The organism is Sphingobium sp. AP49 (assembly GCF_000281715.2).
Classification (GTDB): Bacteria; Pseudomonadota; Alphaproteobacteria; order Sphingomonadales; family Sphingomonadaceae; genus Sphingobium.
Window position 1 is genome coordinate 4264468 of sequence record NZ_CP124576.1, and the last position, 23253, is coordinate 4287720.

General features: G+C 65.3%; 23 protein-coding genes. 11 read left to right on the forward strand and 12 right to left on the reverse strand.

What is annotated here, in order from left to right; genetic code table 11:
* Positions 1-32: 32 nt before the first annotated feature.
* Positions 33-2390, reverse strand: a complete 2358-nt coding sequence (locus tag PMI04_RS20130) for a TonB-dependent receptor (protein ID WP_007711847.1) — start codon at positions 2388-2390, stop codon at positions 33-35.
* Positions 2391-2593: 203 nt separating this feature from the next.
* On the opposite strand from PMI04_RS20130, the gene PMI04_RS20135 reads away from it, so the two are divergent.
* A complete protein-coding gene (locus tag PMI04_RS20135; protein WP_007711844.1) occupies positions 2594-3220 on the forward strand; it encodes a TetR/AcrR family transcriptional regulator in 627 nt (208 codons plus the stop codon).
* Between the two features lie 147 nt (positions 3221-3367).
* On the opposite strand, the gene PMI04_RS20140 is transcribed toward PMI04_RS20135, so the two are convergent.
* Genes PMI04_RS20140 through PMI04_RS20150 form a run of 3 tightly spaced genes read right to left on the reverse strand, consistent with a single transcriptional unit; the run spans position 3368 to position 5796 of the window.
* Positions 3368-4054: a pentapeptide repeat-containing protein gene (locus PMI04_RS20140; RefSeq protein ID WP_007711843.1), complete on the reverse strand. Its 687-nt coding sequence runs from the start codon at positions 4052-4054 to the stop codon at positions 3368-3370.
* A complete protein-coding gene (gene metW / locus PMI04_RS20145) occupies positions 4055-4648 on the reverse strand; it encodes a methionine biosynthesis protein MetW (RefSeq protein ID WP_007711841.1) in 594 nt (197 codons plus the stop codon).
* The gene (locus PMI04_RS20150) at positions 4645-5796 is read right to left on the reverse strand and encodes a homoserine O-acetyltransferase (RefSeq protein ID WP_007711839.1); all 1152 of its coding nucleotides are present in this window, start codon (positions 5794-5796) and stop codon (positions 4645-4647) included. Before PMI04_RS20150 ends, metW begins: the two co-directional genes overlap by 4 nt.
* A 79-nt stretch (positions 5797-5875) precedes the next feature.
* On the opposite strand from PMI04_RS20150, the gene PMI04_RS20155 reads away from it, so the two are divergent.
* The 4 genes from PMI04_RS20155 (at position 5876) to PMI04_RS20170 (ending at position 11460) form a co-directional block, all read left to right on the forward strand.
* Positions 5876-6835 (forward strand): 2-hydroxyacid dehydrogenase, encoded by a 960-nt coding sequence (locus tag PMI04_RS20155; RefSeq protein ID WP_007711837.1) that lies wholly within the window; start codon positions 5876-5878, stop codon positions 6833-6835.
* Positions 6836-6975: 140 nt separating this feature from the next.
* On the forward strand, positions 6976-9333 hold the full coding sequence (locus tag PMI04_RS20160; protein WP_007711835.1) for an arylsulfatase: 2358 nt from the start codon (positions 6976-6978) through the stop codon (positions 9331-9333).
* A gap of 107 nt (positions 9334-9440) precedes the next feature.
* The gene (gene hisC / locus PMI04_RS20165) at positions 9441-10550 is read left to right on the forward strand and encodes a histidinol-phosphate transaminase (protein WP_007711832.1); all 1110 of its coding nucleotides are present in this window, start codon (positions 9441-9443) and stop codon (positions 10548-10550) included.
* 4 nt (positions 10551-10554) lie between these two features.
* A complete protein-coding gene (locus PMI04_RS20170; RefSeq protein ID WP_007711830.1) occupies positions 10555-11460 on the forward strand; it encodes a prephenate/arogenate dehydrogenase family protein in 906 nt (301 codons plus the stop codon).
* Between the two features lie 94 nt (positions 11461-11554).
* Here PMI04_RS20170 and PMI04_RS20175 read toward each other — a convergent pair whose 3' ends face one another.
* From PMI04_RS20175 to ftsE, 4 genes are read right to left on the reverse strand one after another with little or no spacing between them, the layout of a single operon-like run.
* Positions 11555-12247, reverse strand: a complete 693-nt coding sequence (locus PMI04_RS20175) for a lysophospholipid acyltransferase family protein (RefSeq protein WP_283184820.1) — start codon at positions 12245-12247, stop codon at positions 11555-11557.
* A gap of 5 nt (positions 12248-12252) precedes the next feature.
* Positions 12253-12783, reverse strand: coding sequence for a YdcF family protein (locus PMI04_RS20180; RefSeq protein WP_007715363.1), 531 nt, complete (start codon positions 12781-12783; stop codon positions 12253-12255).
* A complete protein-coding gene (locus PMI04_RS20185) occupies positions 12780-13682 on the reverse strand; it encodes an FtsX-like permease family protein (protein ID WP_007715361.1) in 903 nt (300 codons plus the stop codon). The genes PMI04_RS20180 and PMI04_RS20185 overlap by 4 nt, the downstream gene beginning before the upstream one ends.
* Positions 13682-14392, reverse strand: a complete 711-nt coding sequence (ftsE, locus tag PMI04_RS20190) for a cell division ATP-binding protein FtsE (protein WP_007715359.1) — start codon at positions 14390-14392, stop codon at positions 13682-13684. The genes PMI04_RS20185 and ftsE overlap by 1 nt, the downstream gene beginning before the upstream one ends.
* Positions 14393-14574: 182 nt before the next feature.
* Here ftsE and PMI04_RS20195 point away from each other — a divergent pair, with 182 nt between their 5' ends.
* Positions 14575-15390, forward strand: a complete 816-nt coding sequence (locus PMI04_RS20195) for an MJ0042-type zinc finger domain-containing protein (protein WP_007715357.1) — start codon at positions 14575-14577, stop codon at positions 15388-15390.
* 16 nt (positions 15391-15406) lie between these two features.
* Here the strand turns inward: PMI04_RS20195 and PMI04_RS20200 are convergent, their stop codons facing one another.
* Genes PMI04_RS20200 through PMI04_RS20210 form a run of 3 tightly spaced genes read right to left on the reverse strand, consistent with a single transcriptional unit; the run spans position 15407 to position 17354 of the window.
* A complete protein-coding gene (locus tag PMI04_RS20200) occupies positions 15407-16312 on the reverse strand; it encodes a pirin family protein (RefSeq protein WP_007715354.1) in 906 nt (301 codons plus the stop codon).
* On the reverse strand, positions 16309-17016 hold the full coding sequence (locus PMI04_RS20205; RefSeq protein ID WP_007715353.1) for a glutathione S-transferase: 708 nt from the start codon (positions 17014-17016) through the stop codon (positions 16309-16311). The genes PMI04_RS20200 and PMI04_RS20205 overlap by 4 nt, the downstream gene beginning before the upstream one ends.
* Before the next feature lie 50 nt (positions 17017-17066).
* Positions 17067-17354 carry a BolA family protein gene (locus tag PMI04_RS20210; protein ID WP_007715352.1) on the reverse strand — a complete coding sequence of 96 codons (288 nt, stop codon included), beginning with the start codon at positions 17352-17354 and terminating at the stop codon, positions 17067-17069.
* Between the two features lie 44 nt (positions 17355-17398).
* Here PMI04_RS20210 and PMI04_RS20215 point away from each other — a divergent pair, with 44 nt between their 5' ends.
* The gene (locus PMI04_RS20215; protein WP_007715351.1) at positions 17399-18016 is read left to right on the forward strand and encodes a J domain-containing protein; all 618 of its coding nucleotides are present in this window, start codon (positions 17399-17401) and stop codon (positions 18014-18016) included.
* A 13-nt stretch (positions 18017-18029) separates the two neighbouring features.
* Here PMI04_RS20215 and PMI04_RS20220 read toward each other — a convergent pair whose 3' ends face one another.
* The gene (locus PMI04_RS20220; RefSeq protein ID WP_007715350.1) at positions 18030-18296 is read right to left on the reverse strand and encodes a DUF1294 domain-containing protein; all 267 of its coding nucleotides are present in this window, start codon (positions 18294-18296) and stop codon (positions 18030-18032) included.
* 259 nt (positions 18297-18555) lie between these two features.
* On the opposite strand from PMI04_RS20220, the gene PMI04_RS20225 reads away from it, so the two are divergent.
* From PMI04_RS20225 to cobT, 4 genes are all read left to right on the forward strand, one after another.
* Positions 18556-19848, forward strand: coding sequence for an Hsp70 family protein (locus tag PMI04_RS20225; RefSeq protein ID WP_007715349.1), 1293 nt, complete (start codon positions 18556-18558; stop codon positions 19846-19848).
* An 86-nt stretch (positions 19849-19934) separates the two neighbouring features.
* Positions 19935-20942: a cobaltochelatase subunit CobS gene (gene cobS / locus PMI04_RS20230; protein WP_007715348.1), complete on the forward strand. Its 1008-nt coding sequence runs from the start codon at positions 19935-19937 to the stop codon at positions 20940-20942.
* Positions 20943-20979: 37 nt separating this feature from the next.
* Positions 20980-21402 (forward strand): OsmC family protein, encoded by a 423-nt coding sequence (locus PMI04_RS20235; protein ID WP_007715347.1) that lies wholly within the window; start codon positions 20980-20982, stop codon positions 21400-21402.
* Entirely contained in the window at positions 21399-23225 is a 1827-nt protein-coding gene (gene cobT, locus PMI04_RS20240) for a cobaltochelatase subunit CobT (protein WP_007715346.1), read from the forward strand. The genes PMI04_RS20235 and cobT overlap by 4 nt, the downstream gene beginning before the upstream one ends.
* The last annotated feature ends 28 nt before the right edge of the window (positions 23226-23253 follow it).

Genomic DNA, 23253 nt, shown 5'->3' on the forward strand with positions numbered 1-23253 from the left:
AGGCTCGAACCGAACGGATGGGGTAGACAGGATCAGAACTTGACCGTGCCGGTCACGAACACCTGGCGCGGATTACCGTAGAAGGCGGTCAGCGTGCCTTCCCTGCCGAGCGAGGGGTTGGGATAGCCGGCGGCATTGTTGATGATTTCGCCGGTTACCGGATTGGCCGAGACGAAGGTATAGCCCGAGGTCTTATATTCCTTGTCGAGCAGATTCTTGCCGTGCAGGCCCAGGGTCCAGCGATCGCTGGGCGCGGTATAAACCAGGCTGGCATCCCAGAGCGCATAGCCCTTCTGGTCGATATAGGGATTGGGAATCTCGAACTGATAGGTCTTGGAGCGCCACGAGACGGTGGTGCCGAAATAGACGCTGCCATCGCCCACCGGCACATTGTAGCTGAGCGTGCCGCTGGCGGTCCATTTGGGCGTATTCTGCACCTTGCGATAGTCGGCGACGTCGGTCGGCACGCTGGCGATATTGGCGATATATTCGCGATAGTCGGCATCGATGAAGCCGATCGCGGTCTGCAGGTTCAGCCGGTCGCCGCCGCTCAGGATATCGCGGCCCAGCCGCGCATTGCTCTCAAACTCCAGCCCCTTCATCCGCGCCTTGCCGGCGTTGGACACGACGCCGCAGAAGGACGGGGTCGGCACGCCGCCAACGCTGACGGTGCAGGCAACCGAGCCGGGAATCTGCACATTCTTGTAATCGGCATAGAAGCCGGCGACCGCGACATAGAGGGCGCCGTCCATCAGGTTGCCCTTATAGCCGATCTCATAGCTGTTCACCTCTTCCGGCTCGAAGCTCAGGAAATCGGCGATCTCGCTTTCCTGGCGGATGCCGTCGCCATTGAGGTCGGGCGCGTTGGTGCCGACGCCGCGCGGGTCGAAGCCGCCGCCCTTGAAGCCCTGCGAATAGCTGGCGTAGAGATTATGTTCGGGCGTGGGCTGATAGCTGACCGAGAAGCGCGGGGTGAATTTCTTGTAGGTCTTGGTACCGCGGAAGTCGGTGCTGGGCGCGCCGAACGGGGTGCCCGCGCCGCCGAACACGGGCGAGCCACCGCCCAGATAGCTTTGCCGCAGTATGTCGGCCGTGCGCTGATCCCAGGTATAGCGACCGCCGGCCGACAGGCTGATCTGGTCGCTGAGGTCGAAGGTCACATCGCCGAACACCGCATAGGTTTCGGTATCGACATTGGCCTGGGTGAAGGCGGTCAGGCCCGGCACGGTGGTGAATATGCGGGTGTCGAACTGGGTGTCGGCGCTGGCATCGAGATAATAGAAGCCGACCATGCCATGGACCCGGCCCTTGTCGTAGAGCAGCTGGAATTCCTGGCTGAGCTGTTCATTGGCGTAGAAGGCCGGCACGTCGACATCGACGGCGGGCAGCGCGTCGAAATCGATCGGCGAGGCACTGTCATCCTTGCGCCAGGCGCTGATCGAGCGCAGCGTCACCGCGTCGTTGAGTTCCGCCGTCAGGTTCATCGACAGGCCGTAGGACTTCACATATTGCCTGGGATCGATCAGCGCGCCCTGGCTGTCGAATACATCGTCCAGCATCGGCGTGCCCGACAGCTGCCCCGGCATCAGCCGATGGCCACCGCGCGGATTGCTCTTGTCCTTGCTATAGTCGCCGGTGATGCGCATCAGCACCGGCGCGTCATAGCCGCCGACCTCGAAGGTCGCCCGGCCGGCCCAGATATCCTTGTTGTAATTATCCTCGCCGGTGGTGAGATTGGTGCCGAAGCCGCCGCGCGACAGGCGGGCGAGCGCGCCGCCGACGCGCACCAGATCGCCGATCGGCGCCGACACGGTGACGATGCCGTCCGCCTGATCATAGCTGCCATAAGTGCCCTTGAGCTTGAGCGAGAAATCCTGCGGCAGCTGCTTGGTCACATATTTGACCGCGCCGCCGATCGTGTTGCGGCCATAGAGCGTGCCCTGCGGTCCGCGCAGCACCTCGATCCGTTCGACGTCGTAGATGTCGAGCAGCGCCCCCTGCGGCCGGTTGAGATAGACATCGTCGAGATAGATGCCGACGCCCTGTTCAAAGCCGGAGACCGGATCCTGCTGACCCACGCCGCGGATGAAGGCGGTCAGCGTCGAATTGGTGCCGCGCGATGCCTCCAGCGTGGTGTTGGGGGTGACGTTGGCGAGATCGCTGATGTCGATCGCCCCGCCCCGTTCCAGCGCCTCGCCGGAAAAGGCGCTGACCGCGATCGGCACATCGACCAGGCTTTCCTCGCGGCGGCGGGCGGTGACGATGATCGCGCTGTCCTCCGCCTGCGCCGCCGGCCCGGTAACGGCCTGGGCGAGCGCGGGCATGGCGCACAGGCCGCTCCACGCGGCGGATGCGAGGGCAAGGGCACGAATGCTGTGATGGGCCTGCATGGGCGGTTCCTCTCCTGAAGCGGCCCCCGGTGATCCGGGCGGCCAATCTGCTTGAAGAGAGGAATAATGAAAGTTGAACCATCTTTCAACTTCAAATATGAGGGGGTGGCGAACAAGGCCGCGAAACGTCTTGCGGATGTGGGACCGACCCACGGCAACAAGGCGTTGGACAGGCCTGTGGAATATAGGCGCATGGAGAGAGCATGACCGAACCGGCACCCCCCAAGGATGAGGCACGGGGCGACAAGGCGCCCCGCACCGCACGGGGCGAGCGTACCCGCCGGGCCTTGCTGTCGGCGGCGGCCGAGGAATTTGGCGAGAAGGGTTTCCACGAAGGGTCGATCAGCGGCATCACCCGCCGGGCGGGCTGCGCACTCGGCAGCTTCTACACCTATTTCGATACCAAGGACGATATTTTCCGGGCGCTGGTCGCCGACATGTCGGGCCAGGTGCGCGACTATGTCTCCCCCCGCATCGCCGAAGCCCGCGACGGCATCGACGCCGAACGCATCGGCCTGCTCAGCTTCCTGGAATTCGCCCGCACCCACAAGGAAATCTATCGCATCATCGACGAGGCGGAGTTTGTCGACCAGGCCGCCTATCGCGCCCATTATGAAAATACCGCCACCCGCATGGCGGCGCGGCTGGCCAAGGCGGCGGAACGTGGCGACGTGCGCGCCGATATCGGCGAGGTCCATGCCTGGGCGATCATGGGCATGAACGTGTTTCTGGGCCTGCGCTACGGCGTGTGGGACGACAGTCGCCCCGCCGACGAGATCGCCGCCATTGCCAACGAACTGATCGAAAAGGGGATCGGCAAGCGGAGCTGAGAGCCTGCTTGGAAAATGCGCGCAAGAGCGCATTTTCGATGCGGCACCGGCCCGCTCCCCCGCCCAACCGCCCGATCCAGTGTCATCCTGTCGGGTGGTTGGGCGGGGGAGCGGGCTGGTACCGGCTTTCTCAAACAGTCTGAACGATCAGCGCACGTTGAGGCCCAGCTCGCCCAGCAACTGCCCCGCCTGATCGCGTGAGATGGTCGCGCCCCGGAACAGCCGGGCATCCATCAGGCGCAGCCCGCCCAGATCGCAGGCGCGCAAATCCGCTCCATCAAAGCGCGATCCGGCCATATGGGCGTCGCGCAGGCTGCAATCGATCAGCACGGCCGCGCGAAAATCGCATTTGCGCAGATCGGCCTGCGCGAAATCCACCTTGCGCACGACCTGCTTGAGGAAACTGACCCCGGCCAGCTTCGCGTTGATCAGCAGGCTTTCCTCGAACTGCAGATCCATCGTCCGGGCATCGCTGAAATCGGCACCGGTCAGTTTCGATCCGGTGAAGGTGGTGGCGCTCAGCCGCGCGCGCCGGAAACTGCCATTGTTGAAATCGCAGGCATTGATGCGTGCCTCGCTCAGGTCCGCGCCGCTACAATCGACGAAGGCGCCCCGGCAGGATTGCCACAGCGAATCGCCCAGCCTTGCGTCGCGCAGATTGGCCTTGCGCAGGGTGCAGCGCTCGAACACCCAGCCGGTGAGGTCGAGGCCGGACAGATCCGCATCGTCCAGATCGCAGCCGGTCAGGCGATGCGGCACGGCCGGGGCCGCCGCAATGTCCCGCCGGGTCAAAGGCCGGTCCTGCAGGACCGGCAGTTCGGACGGCCGATCCATCTATTTGCGCAGCAGGAACACCGCATGTTCGGCGAACAGGTTCGCGTTCGCATGGGTGGTTTCCCGGTCGCCCTTCAGGAACCACTGGCCGTCGATGGTCCAGCCGCGTTCCTTCACCAGCGCGCGGAAATCGTCGACCGTGACATGGTGGATGTTGAGCGTGTCATACCAGGTGTCGGGCAGCAGCCGCGTCACCGGCATCCGCCCGCCCCACAACAAGGACAGGCGTCCGCGCCAATGGGCGAAATTGGGGAAGGAGACGAAGGCCTGCTGCCCGATGCGCAGCAATTCCTCGACCACCAGGTCAGGCCGCCGCGTCGTCTGCAACGTCTGGCTGAGGATCGCATAGTCGAAGCTGGCGTCGGGATAGTAAGTGAGGTCGGTGTCGGCATCGCCCTGCACCACCGACAGGCCGCGCCCGACCGCGGCAGCGACATTCGACCCGTCAATCTCCAGCCCGCGCGCATCGACGCCGCTCGTGTCGCGCAGCGCCGCCATCAGCGCGCCGTCGCCGCACCCGACATCGAGCACCCGGGCGCCCTGTCGCACGGTCCGCGCGATCAGCGCCAGATCGGGCCGCAGAAGGTCGCTCATGCCCGGCCGCCCCGCAGGAAGCCGTCGACCACCCGGTTCAATTCCGGACTTTCCAGCAGGAAGGCGTCATGGCCGAAGGGGCTGGACAGTTCGACAAAGCTTGCCTGCGCGCCCGAGGCGTTGAGCGCATGGACGATCGCGCGGGATTCGGCGGTGGGATAGAGCCAGTCGGTATCGAAGCTGACCAGGCAGAAGCGCGCGCGCGTCGCGGTGAACGCCCTGGCGAGGCTGCCGCCATGATCTTCGGCGATGTCATAATAGTCCATGGCGCGGGTGATGTAGAGATAGCTATTGGCGTCGAACCGCTCCACGAAGCTCAAGCCCTGATGGCGCAGATAGCTTTCCACCTGGAAATCCGCATCAAAGCCGAACGTCTTGGCTCCGTTCGGATTTTCCGGCCTGCCCTGCAGCCGCCGCCCGAATTTCTCGGTCAGGCCCGCTTCGGAGAGATAGGTGATATGCGCGGCCATGCGCGCCACGGCCAGGCCCGCGCTCGGCACCTTGCCATCGGCATAATAGTCGCCGCCGCGCCAGTGCGGGTCGGCCATGATCGCCTGGCGTCCGACCTCGTGAAAGGCGATATTCTGCGCGCTGTGCCGGGCCGTAGAGGCGATGACGATGCAGCGTTCGACCCGGTCGGGGAACAGCGTCGGCCAGGTCAGCGCCTGCATGCCGCCCATCGACCCACCGATCACCGCCGCCAGCCGATCGACCCCCAGATGGTCGAGCAGCGCCGCCTGCGCCCGCACCATGTCGGCGATCGTCAGCACCGGGAAGCGCATTGCATAGGGATCGCCCAGCGCCGGATCGATGCTGGCGGGACCAGACGAACCCATGCAGCTGCCGATGACGTTGGAGCATATGATGAAATGACGCGCCGGATCGACCGGCTTGCCAGCGCCCACCATCCGCCACCACCAACCCGGCTTGCCAGTGACAGGATGGTCCGACGCGACATATTGATCGCCGGTCAGCGCATGGCAGATCAGGATGATGTTGGACTTGTCCGCATTCATCTGCCCATAGGTTTCATAGGCGATGTCGACCGGACCCAGGCTCGCGCCGCTCGACAGCGGCAGCGGACCGGTCAGGCGGGCCTGGCGACGCAGGCCGAAACGGCTGTCTTGCGATAAGGGGACACTGGCCATGATGCAGCGGGGCTAGGACCGGCGAAACGGCCTGTCAATCGGGCAGGCAGGGGTGGCGATCGCACGGCCCAGACCCTAGATGTCCGACATGACCGATCAGACCCGACCACCCATCGTCGCCTATGGCCCGCTTTACCCCTATCTGACCGAGCAACTGGAACGGCGCTTCACCGTCCATGCCGTGGCCGCCGACGCGGATCTGTCCACCTTGCCGGCCGACGTACGCGCGGCGCGCGCGCTGGTCAGCTTCGGATCGGTCGGGGCGCCGGCCGCAATCATGGACGCGCTGCCCAGGCTGGAGATGATCGGCCTCTTCTCGGTCGGCTATGACAAGGTCGATGTCGACCATGCCCGGGCCAAGGGCATCCGCGTCACCAACACGCCCGACGTGCTGACCGACGATGTCGCCGACCTGGCCGTCGGCCTGCTCTATGCCACGGTGCGCAACATCGCGGCCAATGACGCTCTGGTGCGGTCGGGCGGCTGGGCGCGCGGCGAGAAGCCGGCGCTGTCGGGCCGGGTGACGGGCGCGACCATCGGCATATTGGGCCTGGGCCGGATCGGCCGGGCGATCGCCAGGCGGCTGGAGCCGGTCGCGGGTGCAATCCTCTACCATAACCGCAAGCCGGCGGCGGACACGCCCTATCGCTATGTCGCCGACGCCATCGACTTCGCGCGGCAAAGCGACGTGCTGATCGTCGCCACATCGGGCGGGCCGGAAGCGGCCAAGCTGGTCGATGGCGCCATGCTCGACGCGCTGGGGCCACAGGGGGTGATCGTGAATATCAGCCGGGGTGGCGTAATCGACGAGGATGCGATGGTCGAGCGCCTCGCCGATGGCCGCATTGCCGGCGCCGGCCTGGACGTATTCGCCCATGAACCGCATGTGCCACAGGCGCTGTTCGCGATGAACCATGTCGTGCTGCAACCGCATCAGGGCAGCGCCACCGTCCACACCCGCAAGGCGATGGCCGATCTGGTGCTCGCCAATCTCGACGCCTGGTTCGGGGATCAGCCGCTGCTGACGCCGGTGGTGTAGCGCCCCGTCGCCGGACAACGGGTGATCTTCCATAGGGGAAATCGGGGATAACCCCGATGGGCCGTCCACCACGCAGCTTCTAGCCTCGCGCCGTGTCACAGGCGGCGACGAACGATGCCGCGCGAAACGGAGTCGTCCCCATGGCCGAAGCGAATGTCGATCGTAGCAAGCTACCCCTGCCGGAGCCGAAATTCACCGGCAAGATCGGCAAGACCTATGATGTGTCGGAATCGGCCTGGCCCGGCCTGCCGACGCCGCCCAAGGGCGCGCCCAATGTCCTGCTGATCCTGCTCGACGATGTCGGCTTCGGCCAGGCCGGCACCTTTGGCGGGCCGGTACCGACCCCGACGCTCGACCAGTTGGCGGCCGAGGGCCTGCGCTATACCCGTTTCCACACGACGGCGATCTGCGGCCCCTCGCGCGCTGCGCTGATCACCGGGCGCAACCACCATAATTGCGGCACCGGCTTCCTGTCCGAATGGGCGACGGGCTTCCCCAGCTACAATAATATGATGCCGCAATCGACCGCGACGGTCGGCCGCATCCTGAAGGACAATGGCTATGCCACGTCCTGGTTCGGGAAGAATCACAATACGCCCGACTGGGAAAGCAGCGTCGCCGGGCCGTTCGATCGCTGGCCGACCGGCATGGGCTTTGACTATTTCTACGGCTTCATCGCCGGCGAGACGCACCAATATTATCCGGTGCTGTTCGAGAATACGGTCGCCGTCGAGCCCGATCGCCTGCCCGAAGAGGGCTATCATTTCATGGAAGACATGACCGATCGCGCGATCAACTGGATCCGCTATTCCAAATCGGTCGCACCCGACAAACCCTTCTTCTGCTATTTTGCCCCGGGCGCCGCGCACGCGCCGCATCATCCCCCGGCAGAATGGCGCGACAAGTTCAAGGGCCAGTTCGATGCGGGCTGGGAAGCGGTGCGCGAGGAGACATATCAGCGCCAGCTGGCCGGCGGCATCATCCCCGAAGGCACCACGCTCACCGACAAGCCTGAATGGGTGCAGGAATGGGAAGGCCTGTCGGCCGACGAGAAGAAGCTGTTTTCGCGCTTCATGGAAAATTTCGCCGGCTATCTCGCCTATGCCGACCATGAGTGCGGACGGGTGGTGGAGGCCGTGAAGCAGCTGGCCGATGCCGACAACACGATCATCATCTATATCGTCGGTGACAATGGCGCATCCTCGGAGGGCGGCTTTACCGGCACGGTGAACGAGGTGATGAACCTCAATGGCGTGCCGTCCACGATCGAGGACAATCTGGCCGCCTATGACGATATTGGCGGCCCCGACACCGAACCCCATTATCCGCTGGGCTGGGCCTGGGCCGGCAATGCGCCGTTCCAGTGGGTCAAGCAGGTCGCATCCCATTTCGGCGGATCGCGCAATCCGATGGTCATTAGCTGGCCCGACGGGATCAAGGACGTGGGCGGCATCCGCCCGCAATTCACCCATCTGATCGACATCGTTCCGACCCTGCTGGATGCCGCCGGTATCCCCGCGCCCGAGTCCGTCAACGGTGTGCAGCAGAAGCCGATGGACGGCGTGTCGATCCGGTCGACCTTCCCCAGTGCCGATGCCCATGCCGTGCGCGAGCGCCAATATTTCGAGATTTTCTCCAACCGCGCCATCTATGACAAGGGCTGGATCGCCTGCGCCCAGCATACCTTCCCCTGGCGGCAGGATTATGCGCCGGGCCATTGGGAGAAGGACAAGTGGGAACTCTACCATATCGACGAGGATTTTTCCGAGGCGCATGATCTGGCCGCCCAGCATCCCGCCAAGCTGGAGGAGCTGAAAAAAATCTTCGACGAGGAAGCGGAAAAATATGGCGTCTATCCGCTCGACGATCGTGGATCGGGTCGGCTGGCCGAACCCAAGCCGTCGCCCGGCGGCGCCGATCCCAACCGGACCGAGTTCACTTATTATCCCGGCGCCTTCCGCCTGCCCGAAACCGCGTCACCCAATACCAAGAACCGATCGCACAGCATCATCGCCCATGTCGAAAATCCCGACGGCAAGGCCGAAGGCGTGATCGTCGCATCGGGCGGCATGTCGGCCGGCTTCTCGCTCTATGTGAAGGACGGCAAGCCGACCTATCATTATAACTGGTTCGATCGCGAGCGGACCAACGTCGTGTCCGCCAAGCCGCTGCCGACCGGCACGGTGAAGATCGAGCTGGCCTTTTCCTATGATGGCGGCGGACTGGGCAAGGGCGGCGAGGCGATCCTGCTGGTCAATGGCGAGGAAGTCGCGCGCGAGCGGATCGAGAATACCGTCGCGGGACGCTTTGGCATCGACACGTTCGGCGTCGGCGCCGACAGCGGCGCACCGGTGTCGGACCAGTATAAGCCGCCCTTCGCCTTCAAGGGCGGCAAGATCGACCGGGTCGATATCAAGCTGGCGCCGCGCAACCTGAGCGAGAGCGAGGAAGCCGAACTGCAGGAGCGCTATCTGGCCTTTGCCCAGCATATCGAGTGAGGCACGCCGTTGCGGCAGGATCGCGCGCCTACCCTGATCCTGCCGCGTCCCGCGTCTTCCATCCAGCCGCTTTGCCTTTGGCGCGGAAGCCGCTAAAGCCGCGCTCCATGAGCGACGCTGCAGCAAAACCCGCCCCCAAGGACTGGATTCTCGGCATTCATGCCTATGTGCCGGGCAAGTCCGCCGCCGATGATGGCCGGCCGTTGATCAAGCTGTCTGCCAACGAGAATCCGCTGGGCACCGGCGCGGCCGCCCGTGCGGCCATGGTCGCGGCGACGACGGACCTCGCCACCTATCCCGATCCGGGCGCGGCCAAGTTGCGCGAAGCGATCGGCGCGGTCCATGGGCTTGATCCGGCGCGCATCATCTATGGCACCGGGTCGGACGAGCTGCTGCACATCGCCGCCAGCGCCTATGCCGGGCCGGGCGACGAGGTGCTCTATGTCCGCTACGGCTTTTCGGTCTATGACATCGCCGCCCGCCGCGTGGGCGCGACGCCGATCGAGGCGCCCGACGCCGATTATGCGACCGATGTCGACGCCCTGCTGGCCTGCGTGACGGAGAAGACCAAGGTCGTTTTCCTCGCCAATCCCAACAATCCCACCGGCACCATGACCAGTCGGGAGGAGATTGCGCGGCTGCATGCCGGGCTGCGCCCCGACATATTGTTCGTGCTGGATCAGGCCTATGCCGAATATCTGGACGCGGACGAGGATGATGCGGGGCTGGAACTGGCAAAGACCGCGTCCAACGTGTTCGTAACCCGCACTTTCTCGAAAATCTATGGCCTGGCCGCCGAGCGGATCGGCTGGGGCTATGCTTGTCCCGACGTGATCGACATCCTGCATCGCATCCGCGCGCCGTTCAACGTGACGACCGCCGGCCAGGCGGCCGCCGTCGCCGCGATCCACGACCATGAATGGGTCGAGGCGAGCCGCGCCCATAACGCGCAATGGCGCGAATGGCTGGCGGGCGAGATCGCGTCGCTGTCCAACCATGGCCTGCGCGCCGTGCCAAGCCGCACCAATTTCCTGCTGATCCTGTTCGACGGCAAGCTGACCGCCGAGGCAGCAATGAAGGGGCTGTGGGACGAGGGCTATGCCACCCGCTGGCTGCCGGGCCAGGGTCTGCCCAACGGCCTGCGGATCACCATCGGCACCGAGGAACAGACCCGCGCCGTCGCCGCCAAGCTGCGCGCCATGGCGGAGGCCGCCTGAAGCGATGCTGCCCTTTTCCCGTATCACCATCATCGGCCTTGGCCTGATCGGATCCTCGCTGGCGCGGGCGATCCGCGAATATATGCCCACCGTCCGCGTCACCGGCCATGATGCCGACCCCGCCGTGCGCGAGATCGCCCGGCGTATCGACCTGTGCGACGACATCACCGACACGGCCGGCGCCTCCGTCACCGACGCCGAACTGGTGGTGCTGTGCGTGCCGGTACGCGCGATGGGCGCGGCGGCGGCGGAGATCGCCGATGACCTGCCAGCCGACGCGATCATCAGCGATGTGGGATCGTGCAAGGCGGACGTGCTGGCGCAGCTCAACGCCGCCCTGCCCGGCCGCATCATCATCCCGGCGCATCCGGTGGCCGGCACCGAAAATAGCGGGCCGGAAGCGGGCTTTGCCACCCTGTTCAAGGGCCGCTGGTCGATCGTCACCCCGCCCGCCGATGCCGATCCGACTGCGGTCGAGCGCGTGTCGGAACTGTGGCGCCGGGTCGGCGCCGATGTCGAGACGATGGACCCCGCGCATCATGACCTGGTGCTGGCGGTGACCAGCCATCTGCCGCACCTGATCGCCTATACCATCGTCGGCACCGCCAGCGACCTGGAGAATGTCACCCAGAGCGAGGTGATCAAATATTCGGCCGGCGGCTTCCGCGACTTCACCCGCATCGCCGCGTCGGACCCGACCATGTGGCGCGACGTGTTCCTGGCGAACAAGGACGCGGTACTGGAAATGCTGCAGCGTTTTTCGGAAGATCTATCCGCGTTGCAACGGGCAATCCGCTGGAACGATGGCGACGCGCTGTTCAACCTGTTCACCCGCACCCGCGCGATCCGCCGGTCGATCATCGAACAGGGTCAGGACGATGCCAAGCCCGACTTCGGCCGTTCGCATTGATAGCAAGCTGCCATGATGCTCCCGCATCAGCAGCTTGAAACGCTCAGGCGCCGCGCGGGCTTGGCAAAGCGCGAAAGGCGCTTTGCGAATCTGTTCAATTAAGTGCGTTGATCGCCGCATGGACGCGGATTTCGGCCTCCTTGCGGTCGAGGCCGGTGGGGACGATTTCGCCCACCTTGTAGGTGATCGTACCGGGGCGCTTGAGGAACTTGCCACGTGGCGACACGATGCCGCTGTTGATGGCGATCGGCACCACCGGCAGGCCGAGCAGGCTGTAGAGACCGGCAAAACCGGACTTGAGCGGCGGCGCTTCGCCATGGGGCACGCGCGTGCCTTCGGGGAAGAGGCAGACGGCCCGCCCCTGTGCCACCGCCGCCTTGGCCGCAGCGCGCAGAGTTCGCAGCGCGCTGGCACCGGCGGTCCGCTCGATCGGGATCAGGCCATAGCGGCGGGCGATGCCGCCCCAGAAGGGAATATCGAGCAGTTCGCGCTTCGCGCCGATCGCCGGCTTGTCGAACAGGCAGAGCAGGTCGATCGTCTCGAACATCGATTCATGCTTGACGATATAGAGATAGGGACCGTGCGGCAGCTCCCCATCAACCACCACCTTCTGCCCCAGCAGCCAACGCGCACAGAAACGGTGGTAGCGGCTCCAGCCGGTCGCGACCGAGGCGACATAGGCGGGATTGAAGAACCCACCGATCACCGCGCCGGTCACGAACAAGGCGGTGCCGACGTAGAAGGCCAGCATGAACAGGAGCGAACGGAGGGCGGTAAGCAGGATCATAGCCTTCATATGCCGATCAGGGCGGCCATGCGGCGCGCCAGATATTTATTATATTCCCGCACCAGAATGGTGAGGCTGGGCCGACTAGGCACGGCGTCATACACCAGGTTGATGCGGCCGGGCAGCGCCTGATGCAGTTCCAGTGCGGCGCGGCGCATGTGCCAGTCGGTGGTGATCAGGCGCACGCTCTGATAGTCACGCCGCTCCAACCAGCGCGCCGTCTCGATCGCGTTGGACCGTGTGTCGATCGCCTCGCGTCCCAGCGTGATGCAGCAAGTGAAGAGCGACAGCCGCGCTTTATATTCGGCTGCCAGCTCGACCGGACGCACCGCGCGATCGACGCCGGAGATCAGCATCCGCTTGGCCGCCCCTTCTTCCAGCAGGGCAAGACCGCGATCGATCCGTCCTGCCCCACCGGTCAACACGACGATAGCGTCGGTTTTCCGGCCATCCAGCGGCTGAGGCAGGAAAATCGCGAACCAGGCAAAGCCCAATATCCAGCCCAGCAGCGAAACGGCGAGGATACGAACGATCACAGTGCCCGCCCCAGCGCCCGCAAGACCGTCCAACGCCCCGCCAGCGTCGCGAGCAGGATGCCGGCAATCGGGACCGCCACCAGGACCGCCCAACTGGCCGGCGGCAAGGCGACTGCTGCCAGAAGCTGCGACCCGGTCGCCGACAGGCGCGCGCCGATAAGCAGGATCACCAATATTCCAAAGGCGAAGCCCAGCGCCCCGCCCATCAGCGCATCCAGTGCGATACGACGCTGGAACAGGCGGGCGATCTGTACGTCGGTCGCGCCCATCAGGTGCAGTACCTCGATCGTGCCGCGATGACTGTCATGCGCCCCGCGCGCTGCCAGCACGACGACGGCCCCCGTCGCCAGCCCCATAAGCACGACGACGCCAATGGCGAGCCAGGTCAGGGCCGTCAGCAACCCCGCCAACGGCAGCAAAAAGGCGGCATGCGGTTCGATCCGCAGCTTGGGCGAGAGGCGCGCGAGCAGACCGCGCACCCGCTCGACCTTCATTCCGGCATCCCCGGCGGTCAGGGTCACATCGATCAACGCCGGGATCGGCAGGTCTCCGCTCGTCACATCCTCGCCCAGCCATGGCCGCAGCTGATCGGCCAGCGTGGCCGGGTCCACCATGGCGACGCTGCGGACATCGGCCGCGCCGCGCAGCGCCTGCTGCACTTGCCCGGCCAGGCGATCGCGCTGTTCAGCATTGGCTTCCACAATTTGGACCGTTGCCCGGCCGGCAAGGTCGGCGCCCATCGCCCGGACGGCGGTGCCCAGCCCCAGACCCGCTGCGGCGGCCAGCACCGTCAGGAATATCATGATCGCGATGATCCACGGCATCGGCCCCGCCACCCGCCCGGCCGGCAGCAGACGATGGCGTGCGGCCGCAGCGGCACGGCGATTGCCCCCAGCCATCAGCCCGCCCCCTGCGGACGGGGCGGATAGCGCAGCGCTCCGGTCGGATCGGCCAGCCGCCCCTTGTCCAGCCGCATCATCTGCGCGCCCGTCACCTGTGCCATCAGCGGCAGGTCATGGGTGGCAACGACGATCGTGGTGCCCAGCCGATTGAGCGCCTCGAACAAGGTCATCAGGCGACGAGCCATGTCGGCATCGACGTTGCCGGTCGGCTCGTCCGCGACCAATATTTCGGGGCGGCCGATCACCGCGCGGGCGATGGCGACCCGCTGCTGCTCCCCGCCCGACAAGGTTGCAGGCCGTGCCAGGCCCCGGTCTCCCAGGCCGACCCAGTTCAACATCTCCGTCACTGGCGCATCGATTTCCGATTCCTCCATGCCCGACACGCGCAACGGCAGAGCGATATTGTCGTAGGCCGACAGATGCGGGACCAGGCGGAAATCCTGGAACACCACGCCGATACGGCGCCGAAATCCGGGCAGTCGCTTGCGTGGCAAGGTCACCACATCCTCGCCAAACAGGCGGATGACGCCCCGGCTTGGCCGCTGGGCAAGGTAGAGGAGCTTCAAGAGCGAGGTCTTGCCGGCACCCGACGACCCGGTGAGAAAATAAAAGCCGCCGCTGTGCAGCGAGAAGCTGACGTCGGACAGGGTCTCGCTGTCCAGACCATAGCGCAGACCGACATTTTCGAACTGGACGATGGCCGACATGACTGAATTATGGCGCCGATGCGCTCCCTGGTTCCCCGAAGCCCAGCCATGGCACAGCGGGCAGGGAGCCGTAAAGAGCCGTGCCAGAATAGAGGTCCGCAGATCGCCGCGAGTCGCGTCGATCTTCATGCGCCTGTCGCTGGCATCTTGCCCTAGAGTCCCTGGCATGCCTATGAAGCGAAATGATCCTGGTGTGCCCCAATTGCGCGACGCGCTACATCGTGCCGGACACTGCCGTCGGCCCGGACGGCCGCCAGGTCCGCTGCGCAGCCTGCAAGCATAGCTGGTTCCAGGAGCCGCCAGCGCTGGCGGCTCGGGAAGCGGTATCGCCACCGGCACCGCCGCCCGTGCCCCCGCCACCACCGCCCGTGGCCCCGCCAGCGCCGATCGTGGAAGCGCCAGCGCCATCTGCGCCCGAGCCCCAAAAGCCGGCCTTTGTCGAAACGCCGGTCGAGGCGCCCGTGGTGGAAGCGCCTGTGGTGGCGCCGAATAATCGATTCGACGACATTTATGCGGGGGTTATTCCGCCATCGACCGAAGCCGAGCGGATCGCCCCCCCGGCGGCGGCGAAGCGACGGCGCAACCCCCTGAAGCTGTGGACCTACGCGGCGATCGGTTTCTGCCTGATCATCGCCGCCGCAGGCGGGGCGCTCTGGTATTTCGGCCCGCCGGGATGGGCCATCAGCATGGGCTTGGTCGCCGAAGAGGGCGATCCCGACCTGCTATTCTACCTGTCCAAGCCCGCCGAGCGGCGCAAGCTGCCGACCGGCGAGGAATATTTCGCCTTTGGCGCGCGGATCGTGAACAGCGGCAAGCAGGCGCTGTCGGTGCCGCCGGTACTGGTACAACTGCGCGATCGGCAGAACCGGCTGGTGTTCAGCTGGACCACCAAGGCGGACAAGAGCCGGCTAAAGCCCGGCGAGGAAGCGTCGATCAACGAAAGCCGGATCGACATTCCCAAAAATGCCGAGAATCTGTCGCTGACCTTCGTGGAGTAAATGCGCGCCCTTACCGTCAGGGATAGCTGACGGTCTTGGGCCGCCCCTGCGGGATCGGGATAAATTCCTGATCGTCGCCCGGGATCAGCGGGAAGCGCATCGCGTCCCAATCCTCACGCGCCTGCATCAGCCGATCGGGGCGCGACGAGACGAAATTCCACCAGACATGGCGCGGGGTCGCGAACGCCTCTCCTCCGCACAGGACCAGATTGGCGCCCTGATCGCTGTGCAGCGTCGCGGGCACGCCGGGGCGCAGCACATAGAGGGTCTGGGGCAGCAGCTCGACGCCGTCGAGCGTGGCCGATCCCTGCCAGAGATAGAGCGCCCGCTCCTCCGCGATGGCATCGACGGGGATGGAGCCGCCGGGGCGGAGCTGGATATCGGCATAGATGGTGTCGGCATAGGTCGAGACCTGTGCCGTCTCGCCCCAGAGCGTGCCCATGATGACCCGCACCCAGGAGGCATGATCCTCCAGCACCGGCAGGCCGCCGCCCTCGACATGCTCGAACGCTGGGTCACGCTCCTCGTCACGCTCCGGCAGGGCGAGCCAGGTCTGGATCGCCAGCAATTTGCTGTCATGGCCGCGATCGGCAACCGGTGTGCGTTCGGAATGGACGATGCCCTTGCCCGCCGTCATCAGATTGACTGCGCCAGGACCGATCAACTGCTCCGTCCCCAGCGAGTCGCGATGGAGGAACGTCCCTTCCAGCATATAGGTGACGGTGGCGAGGTTGATGTGCGGATGCGGGCGCACATCAACCCCCTGACCGGCCGGCAGCGCGGCAGGGCCGGCCTGATCGAAGAAGATGAAGGGGCCGACCATGGTCCGCTCCTTCGCCGGAAGCGCGCGATGCACCTTGAAATCGCCCAGATCATGGGTCGTGGGCATGATCGTCTGAATGATCGGCGAATCATCGGTCATGGTGCATCAAGCTCCGGATAGTGGCGGAAAATCCCGTCCTCGCTGAACGGGAGCCGCTGGTCACTGGCTAGATAGTCCGCCAATTCCGGGAGCGCCGCAACCCGATCATGCAGCAGCATCACCCGGGAATAACCCGTAGCCAGAGCAGCCATGCGGCGCGGAAAGGCATAGCGCAGCCCGGCCACGAGCTGGAACAGCGAGAGATCCGCATAGCTCCAGCGGTCGCCCGCCAGCCAGTCGCCCGGCTCGGCGCCCAAGGCGCCATCGAAATAGGCGAGGAATTTGGGCATGCGCGTGGTACGAAAGGCCGTAGCACAGCGTGCGGCTTCCGGCTTCTGGTCGGCATAGTAAAGGTCCATGGCGACCGGATGATGGGTGCCATGCACCTCTGCCACCATGTCCATGATGGTGAGCTGTATCTGCGCCAGCCAATAGCGGTGCCGGAGCGTCAGCGGACCGCAATCATGGCGATCCGCCAGATAAGCCAGGATATTGGCGGTCTGCGCCACCGTCATCCCATCCGCCATCAGATAGGGCGGCGCAAAGGCCGGACTGCGATCATGGCCTGCCATGTCCGAAACCAGCGCGCCGCCCCCTTCGGACCGGGCGCGATCATGATAGGCGATGCCGCAGGCTTCCAGCATCAACCGGACAAATTCGCCCCGACCGGGAATGTCGGGCCAGTACCAGAGATCATAGGCCATGGCGTCTCCCTTCCAAAGCGGAAGGTCAACGCCGCATCGCGCCAAAAGTCTCAAGCTTCTCCGGGGGCGCGGGCCTTGATGGCGAGGGCGTGGACCTTGTCGCGCAGCAGGTCGGCGAGCGCGGCATTGACCAGCCGCTGGCGGGCGACGCGGTTCTGGCCGGTGAAGCGGTCGGCCACGACCTCCACCGTGAAATGGCTTTCGCCCGAACCATCATGGCCGGCATGGCCGCGATGCTTTTCGCTGTCGTCGATGACGGCAAGGTGTTCGGGCGTCAGGGCGGCGCGCAGGCGCGCCTCGATCTCGATGGCGACGGGGCCTTTTGAAACATCGGTCATGGCGACTATATAGCCCCTTTGCCCGGCATTTCATCAGGACAATCTTGAGTAGCGATCCCTTCTCGACCCGTCGTTTCAACCGTTTCCACGGTCGTGTGGAAAGCGAGCGCCCCTGCGCGGTGCCCGGATGCCCGGAGCCGGGCGAATTCCGCGCACCATCGCAGGACGGCAGCCGGTCGCACCAGGACGGGCCGCGCTGGCGCTGGCTGTGCCTGGACCATGTCCGCGCCTTCAACCAGGGCTATAATTTCTTCACCGGCATGAGCCCGGAGGAAATTGCCGCGGCCCAGCGCCCCTATGCCGGGTGGGAGCGGGAAACCCGCGCCTTTTCGAGCAACGCCGCCAGCCCGCCGCCCAAATGGTCGGACTTCCAGGATCCGCTCGACGCGATCGGCGCCAGGTTCAAGGAACGGGTCGCCAAGGCGCGGGCCGATGCGCAGGTGCGGCAGGATGGCCAGCTCCTGTCATCCGAAGATCGCAAGGCCCTGTCGGTGATGGGCCTGCCGATCGACGCCGACCGCAAGGCGCTGCGCACCCGCTATACCGAATTGCTGCGCCGCTATCATCCCGACCATAATGGCGGCGACCGCACCAAGGAGGGGCAGTTGCAGGATGTGATCGAAGCCTATGCCCTTCTGCGCAAGGCACCGGTGTTCGCCTAACGGGCGACAATCGCTAGAACAGGAACCAGCCGATCAGGGCACCGATCTGCACCACGGCGATGACCATCAGCCGGGTCGAGAAAGGCTCCTTGCGCGTCTTGTGACGGAACATCTGGCGGGCGGCGAACGCGCCGGGCGTGCCGCCGATGAAGGCCAGCATCAGGAGGTCCGCCTCTGCCACGCGCCGTTCGCCGGCGATCGCCTGCCTCTTGTCGAACCTGAACATCAACATGGTCCAGGCGTTGATCGCCAGGAAGAGGATGGTGAGAATGATGAGCATCGCGCATCCATGCCTAGGTCGATTTAACAAGCGGTTTCCGCCCGATTGCCGATGGTCCGGAATCGGCGTCCATTCCGCTTAACTTCGCATATTTCCCGCATATTTTGACATCAACTTACAAGAGTTGGAAATCTTGCTGCGCGTACCGGCAAAGCCCATCCGGTCTAGCATCAGCCCCCGATGTAGGACAGGATGGCCTTGCCGGGTGGGAATGACGCTGCCATAGCGCCCGGCCCTCGATTTTCCCGGAGAGACCCCCATGCAGGATCAGCCACGCGCGCTGGGCCTTGATTTCGGCACGACCAACAGCGTCGCCGCCATCGCCGATGCCGGCCAGTCCGACCTGGTCGAATTTGCCGGCGCGCAGGCGAGCGGCGCCGTGTTCCGATCGGCCCTGTGCTTCTGGCATGACAGCCATGTGAAGGGCGGCATGGCGCATGAGGCCGGCCCCTGGGCGATCAGTGAATATCTGGAATTTCCAGAGGACAGCCGCTTCCTGCAATCCTTCAAGTCGGTCGCGGCCAGCCCGATCTTCGAGAGCGCCAGCATCTTCGAGAAGCGCTATCGTTTCGAGGAACTGGGGCAGATGTTCCTGGGGCGGATGATCGGCCATGCCGGCGGGATGCTCGACAAGAGGCCCGACCGCATCGTCGTCGGCCGGCCGGTCGAATATGCCGGCGCCCGGCCCGACGAGGTGCTGGCGCGACAGCGTTATGACGCGATGTTCGCCGGCTTCGGCAGCGAGATCCATTATGTCTATGAGCCGCTGGGCGCGGCGTTCAGCTATGCCAGCCGGCTCGACAGCGCAGCGACCATCCTGGTCGCGGATTTCGGCGGCGGCACCAGCGACTTTTCGCTGGTGCGGGTCGAGGCGCCAGGCGCGGCGCGGCGCTGCGTGCCGCTGGGATCGGCGGGCATTGGCCTGGCCGGCGACCGGTTCGACTATCGCATCATGGACCAGCTGGTGCTGCCGATGCTGGGCAAGGGCGGCGCCTACACCTCCTTTGGCAAGGAGCTGGAGATACCGCGCAGCTATTTCGCCGATTTCGCCGACTGGTCGCGCCTGGCGCTGATGCGCAACCGGCGGACGATGGACGAGCTGGGCAAATTGCAGAAGGCGGCGCGCGATCCCGCCGCGATCGGCCGGATGATCACGGTGATCGAGAAGGAACTGGGATATCCGCTCAATGATGCGGTCGGCGCGCTGAAGCGGGCCTTGTCGGACTCGGACAATGCCACCTTCCGCTTCGAGGGTGGCGGCATCAAGATCGAGACCGAGGTTGCGCGCACCGATTTCGAGCGCTGGATTGCGGCCGACATCGCCGCGATCGAGGCGACCGTCGACAAGGCGCTGGCCAAGGCCAATGTCGCCCCCGACACCATCGACCGGGTGTTCCTGACCGGCGGATCGTCGCTGATCCCGGCAATCCGCGATATCTTCTTCCTCCGTTTCGGCCATGACCGGATCGCCACCGGCGGCGAGCTGACATCGATCGCCCATGGGCTGGCACTGGTCGGACAGGAGGCCAATCTGACCGAATGGGCCGCTTGATCGCCGGACGCTGAGCCCCCACTGTCTCGACACACCCTTGCCCGATCGTCTAGGGCGAGAGTGACTCGCAGGAAGATGATGACGACATGACCGACATTTCCAACATCCAGCCCGATGCCCGTACCGAGACGCTGATGGAGGCGCCCGACCGGGAGGTCGATGTGCGCGAGATGTTCGGCATCGACATCGACATGAAGGTTCCGGCCTTTTCCCAGGCCGACGAGCGCGTGCCCGACCTCGACCCCGCCTATGTGTTCGATCCGGACACCACGCTGGCGATCCTGGCCGGTTTCGCCTTCAACCGCCGCGTCATGGTGCAGGGCTATCATGGCACCGGCAAGTCGAGCCATATCGAGCAGATCGCCGCGCGCCTGAAATGGCCGTGCATCCGCATCAACCTGGACGCGCATATCAGCCGCATCGACCTGGTCGGGCGCGACGCGATCGTGCTGAAGGACGGCCAGCAGGTCACCGAGTTCAAGGAAGGCCTGCTGCCCTGGTCGCTGCAGCGCCCGGTCGCTCTGGTGTTCGACGAATATGATGCCGGCCGCCCGGACGTGATGTTCGTGATCCAGCGCGTGCTGGAAACCGACGGCAAGATGACCCTGCTGGACCAGAATCGCGTGATCCGGCCGAACCCGCATTTCCGCCTGTTCGCGACCGCCAACACGGTGGGCCTGGGCGACACGACCGGCCTCTATCATGGCACGCAGCAGATCAACCAGGGCCAGATGGACCGCTGGAACCTGGTGGTGGCGCTCAATTATCTGCCCGCCGCGACCGAGGCGCAGGTGGTGCTGGCGAAGTCGGGCGAGTACGACCATGAGGGCGGCCGCAAGGAGGTCGAGAGCATGATCAAGGTGGCGGAACTGACCCGCCAGGGCTTCATCAACGGCGATATCTCGACCGTCATGTCGCCCCGCACCGTGATCAGCTGGGCGCAGAATGCGCTGATCTTCAAGGATGTCGGCTTCGCCTTCCGCCTCTCCTTCCTCAACAAATGCGATGAGGCGGAACGGCCGCTGGTGGCGGAATATTATCAGCGCGTCTTTGGCAAGGATTTGCCGGAGAGCGTGGCGCGCCGCGCGAACTGAGCGTTCGCACGGCCCCTTGAACGAAAGGGCTGGACCCATGATCGTCGTCGAACGGATCGACCCCAATGGCGGCAGTGCACACCGGATCAGCATCCGGGGCCATGAGATCGTCGCCGACATGTCGGCGCCCGACGGCGATGACGCCGGGCCGGACCCGCATGACCTGTATGATTCGGCGCTGGGCGCATGCAAGGCGATGACCATGTTGTGGTATGCGCAGCGCAACGGCATTCCGGTCGAGAATATCCATGTCGGCGTGGTGCGTGATGCGAGCCAGGAGCGGGCCGGCATCTACAAGCTGACCACCCGCATCGCGGTGACCGGCCCGATTAGCGACGAGCAGCATGACAGGCTGATCGCGGTCGCGGCCAAATGCCCGGTCCACAAGCTGATGAGCGAGGTCGAGACGCAGATCGAGACCGTCGCCGTGCCGCGCGTGCGCGATCCGGAGGGCCGGTGACCGAACGTTCCCCCCTCGACGCCTTCAAGGATGTGCTGGCCGGTACCGCGCGGGCGATGACGCGCGACGCGGAGGTGGAGGTGAGCTTTACCGCCGACACCCCGCACATGGTGGGCAAGGCCATCAAGGTGCCGACGCCCAGCCGCGCTTTGCCCGCCGACCAGGTGGCGCTGGCGCGTGGCTTTGCCGACGCCAATGCGCTGAAGCTGCGCCACCATAATCCCAGGCTGCATAACGCAATGGCACCGGGCGAAGCGGTGGCGCGCGCGGTGTTCGATGCGGTCGAGCAGGCCCGGGTCGAGGCGATCGGATCGCGGGCGCTGGACGGCGTGCGCGCGAACCTGAACGAGGCGCTGGCGATGCGCCTGAAGTCCGACCCGATCCGCCGGGCGCGGGCGGCAGACGAGGTGCCGCTGTCGACCGCTCTGGCGCTCAAGGTGCGGGAACGGCTGACCGGCCAGGCGGTGCCCGAGGAATTGCGGCCGGCGATGAAGCTGGTCGACCAGTGGATCGAGGACAAGGCCGGCACCGATCTGGATGCACTGGGCCTGGCGATCGACGACCAGCGCGCTTTCCAGAAGCTGACCCAGGCGATGCTGGAGCATCTGCAGCTGGTCGACGCCGACGTGCCGCCCGAAACCGACGATCCCGAGCCCGAGGATGAAGGCGAGGACAAGGAGGAAGAGCAGGAAGAAGGCGATTCCGGCCAGGAGGAATCGGGCGACAGCGACATGAACGCCGAGGCCCGGTCCGAGGATCAGGGCGGCGAGACCGAAGAGGGCGACACCGACTATAGCGAGGAGTTCGACGCCGACGCGGAAGACGGCGCCGACGATATGGGCGAGGAAGGCATGATGCCGGTGCGGCCCAATCGGCCGACATCCGACCTGCCCCCCGGTTTCGACTATAAATCCTATACCCTAAAGCATGACGAGGTCGTCACCGCCGACGACCTGTGCGACGAGGATGAGCTCAATCGCCTGCGTGGCTTCCTGGACCAGCAACTGGTCAGCTTGCAGGGGGCGGTCACCAAGCTCGCCAACCGGTTGCAGCGCCGGTTGATGGCGCAGCAGCTCCGCTCGTGGGATTTCGACCAGGAGGAAGGGATTCTGGATGCGGCGCGGCTGGCGCGGATCGTGATCGATCCGACCCGGTCGCTGACCTACAAGATCGAGCGCGATACCGAGTTCCGCGATACCGTCGTCACCCTGTTGATCGACAATAGTGGATCGATGCGCGGCCGGCCGATCAGCATTGCCGCGATCAGCGCCGACATCATGGCCCGCACGCTGGAACGCTGCGGCGTGAAGACCGAGATATTGGGCTTCACCACGCGCGCCTGGAAGGGCGGGCAGAGCCGCGAGGACTGGCTGGCGGCCGGGCGTCCGCCCATGCCGGGGCGGCTCAACGACCTGCGCCATATCATCTACAAGAAGGCCGACGAACCCTGGCGCCGGGCGCGCAGGAATCTGGGCCTGATGATGCGCGAAGGGCTGCTGAAGGAGAATATCGACGGCGAGGCGCTGCTGTGGGCGCATGCGCGGTTGATCGCGCGGCCCGAGGAACGGCGCATATTGATGGTGATTTCCGACGGGGCGCCGGTCGACGACAGCACCCTGTCGGTCAATAGCGGCACCTATCTGGAACGGCATCTGCGCCAGGTGATCGACTGGATCGAGAACCGCTCACCGGTGCAACTGGTGGCGATCGGCATCGGCCATGACGTCACCCGTTACTATCGCCGCGCCGTGACCATCATGGATGCCGAACAATTGGGCGGTACGATGGTTGAACAGCTTGCGGGTCTGTTCGACGAAGACTGACCGGCCAGATCGCCGGTTGTCCCGCATC

Bases quoted from the DNA above. Each gene is read 5' to 3' on its own strand.
- PMI04_RS20150 (WP_007711839.1), bottom strand. From the start codon at position 5,796: ATGGCCAGTGTCCCCTTATCGCAAGACAGCCGTTTCGGCCTGCGTCGC.
- PMI04_RS20170 (WP_007711830.1), top strand. From the start codon at position 10,555: ATGCTGCCCTTTTCCCGTATCACCATCATCGGCCTTGGCCTGATCGGA.
- PMI04_RS20210 (WP_007715352.1), bottom strand. From the start codon at position 17,354: ATGACCGATGTTTCAAAAGGCCCCGTCGCCATCGAGATCGAGGCGCGC.
- cobS (WP_007715348.1), top strand. From the start codon at position 19,935: ATGACCGACATTTCCAACATCCAGCCCGATGCCCGTACCGAGACGCTG.
- PMI04_RS20195 (WP_007715357.1), top strand. From the start codon at position 14,575: ATGATCCTGGTGTGCCCCAATTGCGCGACGCGCTACATCGTGCCGGAC.
- PMI04_RS20140 (WP_007711843.1), bottom strand. From the start codon at position 4,054: ATGGATCGGCCGTCCGAACTGCCGGTCCTGCAGGACCGGCCTTTGACC.
- PMI04_RS20225 (WP_007715349.1), top strand. From the start codon at position 18,556: ATGCAGGATCAGCCACGCGCGCTGGGCCTTGATTTCGGCACGACCAAC.
- hisC (WP_007711832.1), top strand. From the start codon at position 9,441: ATGAGCGACGCTGCAGCAAAACCCGCCCCCAAGGACTGGATTCTCGGC.
- PMI04_RS20220 (WP_007715350.1), bottom strand. From the start codon at position 18,296: ATGCTCATCATTCTCACCATCCTCTTCCTGGCGATCAACGCCTGGACC.
- PMI04_RS20135 (WP_007711844.1), top strand. From the start codon at position 2,594: ATGACCGAACCGGCACCCCCCAAGGATGAGGCACGGGGCGACAAGGCG.
- PMI04_RS20155 (WP_007711837.1), top strand. From the start codon at position 5,876: ATGTCCGACATGACCGATCAGACCCGACCACCCATCGTCGCCTATGGC.
- PMI04_RS20235 (WP_007715347.1), top strand. From the start codon at position 20,980: ATGATCGTCGTCGAACGGATCGACCCCAATGGCGGCAGTGCACACCGG.
- PMI04_RS20205 (WP_007715353.1), bottom strand. From the start codon at position 17,016: ATGGCCTATGATCTCTGGTACTGGCCCGACATTCCCGGTCGGGGCGAA.
- metW (WP_007711841.1), bottom strand. From the start codon at position 4,648: ATGAGCGACCTTCTGCGGCCCGATCTGGCGCTGATCGCGCGGACCGTG.
- PMI04_RS20200 (WP_007715354.1), bottom strand. From the start codon at position 16,312: ATGACCGATGATTCGCCGATCATTCAGACGATCATGCCCACGACCCAT.
- PMI04_RS20160 (WP_007711835.1), top strand. From the start codon at position 6,976: ATGGCCGAAGCGAATGTCGATCGTAGCAAGCTACCCCTGCCGGAGCCG.
- PMI04_RS20175 (WP_283184820.1), bottom strand. From the start codon at position 12,247: ATGATCCTGCTTACCGCCCTCCGTTCGCTCCTGTTCATGCTGGCCTTC.
- PMI04_RS20130 (WP_007711847.1), bottom strand. From the start codon at position 2,390: ATGCAGGCCCATCACAGCATTCGTGCCCTTGCCCTCGCATCCGCCGCG.
- ftsE (WP_007715359.1), bottom strand. From the start codon at position 14,392: ATGTCGGCCATCGTCCAGTTCGAAAATGTCGGTCTGCGCTATGGTCTG.
- PMI04_RS20185 (WP_007715361.1), bottom strand. From the start codon at position 13,682: ATGGCTGGGGGCAATCGCCGTGCCGCTGCGGCCGCACGCCATCGTCTG.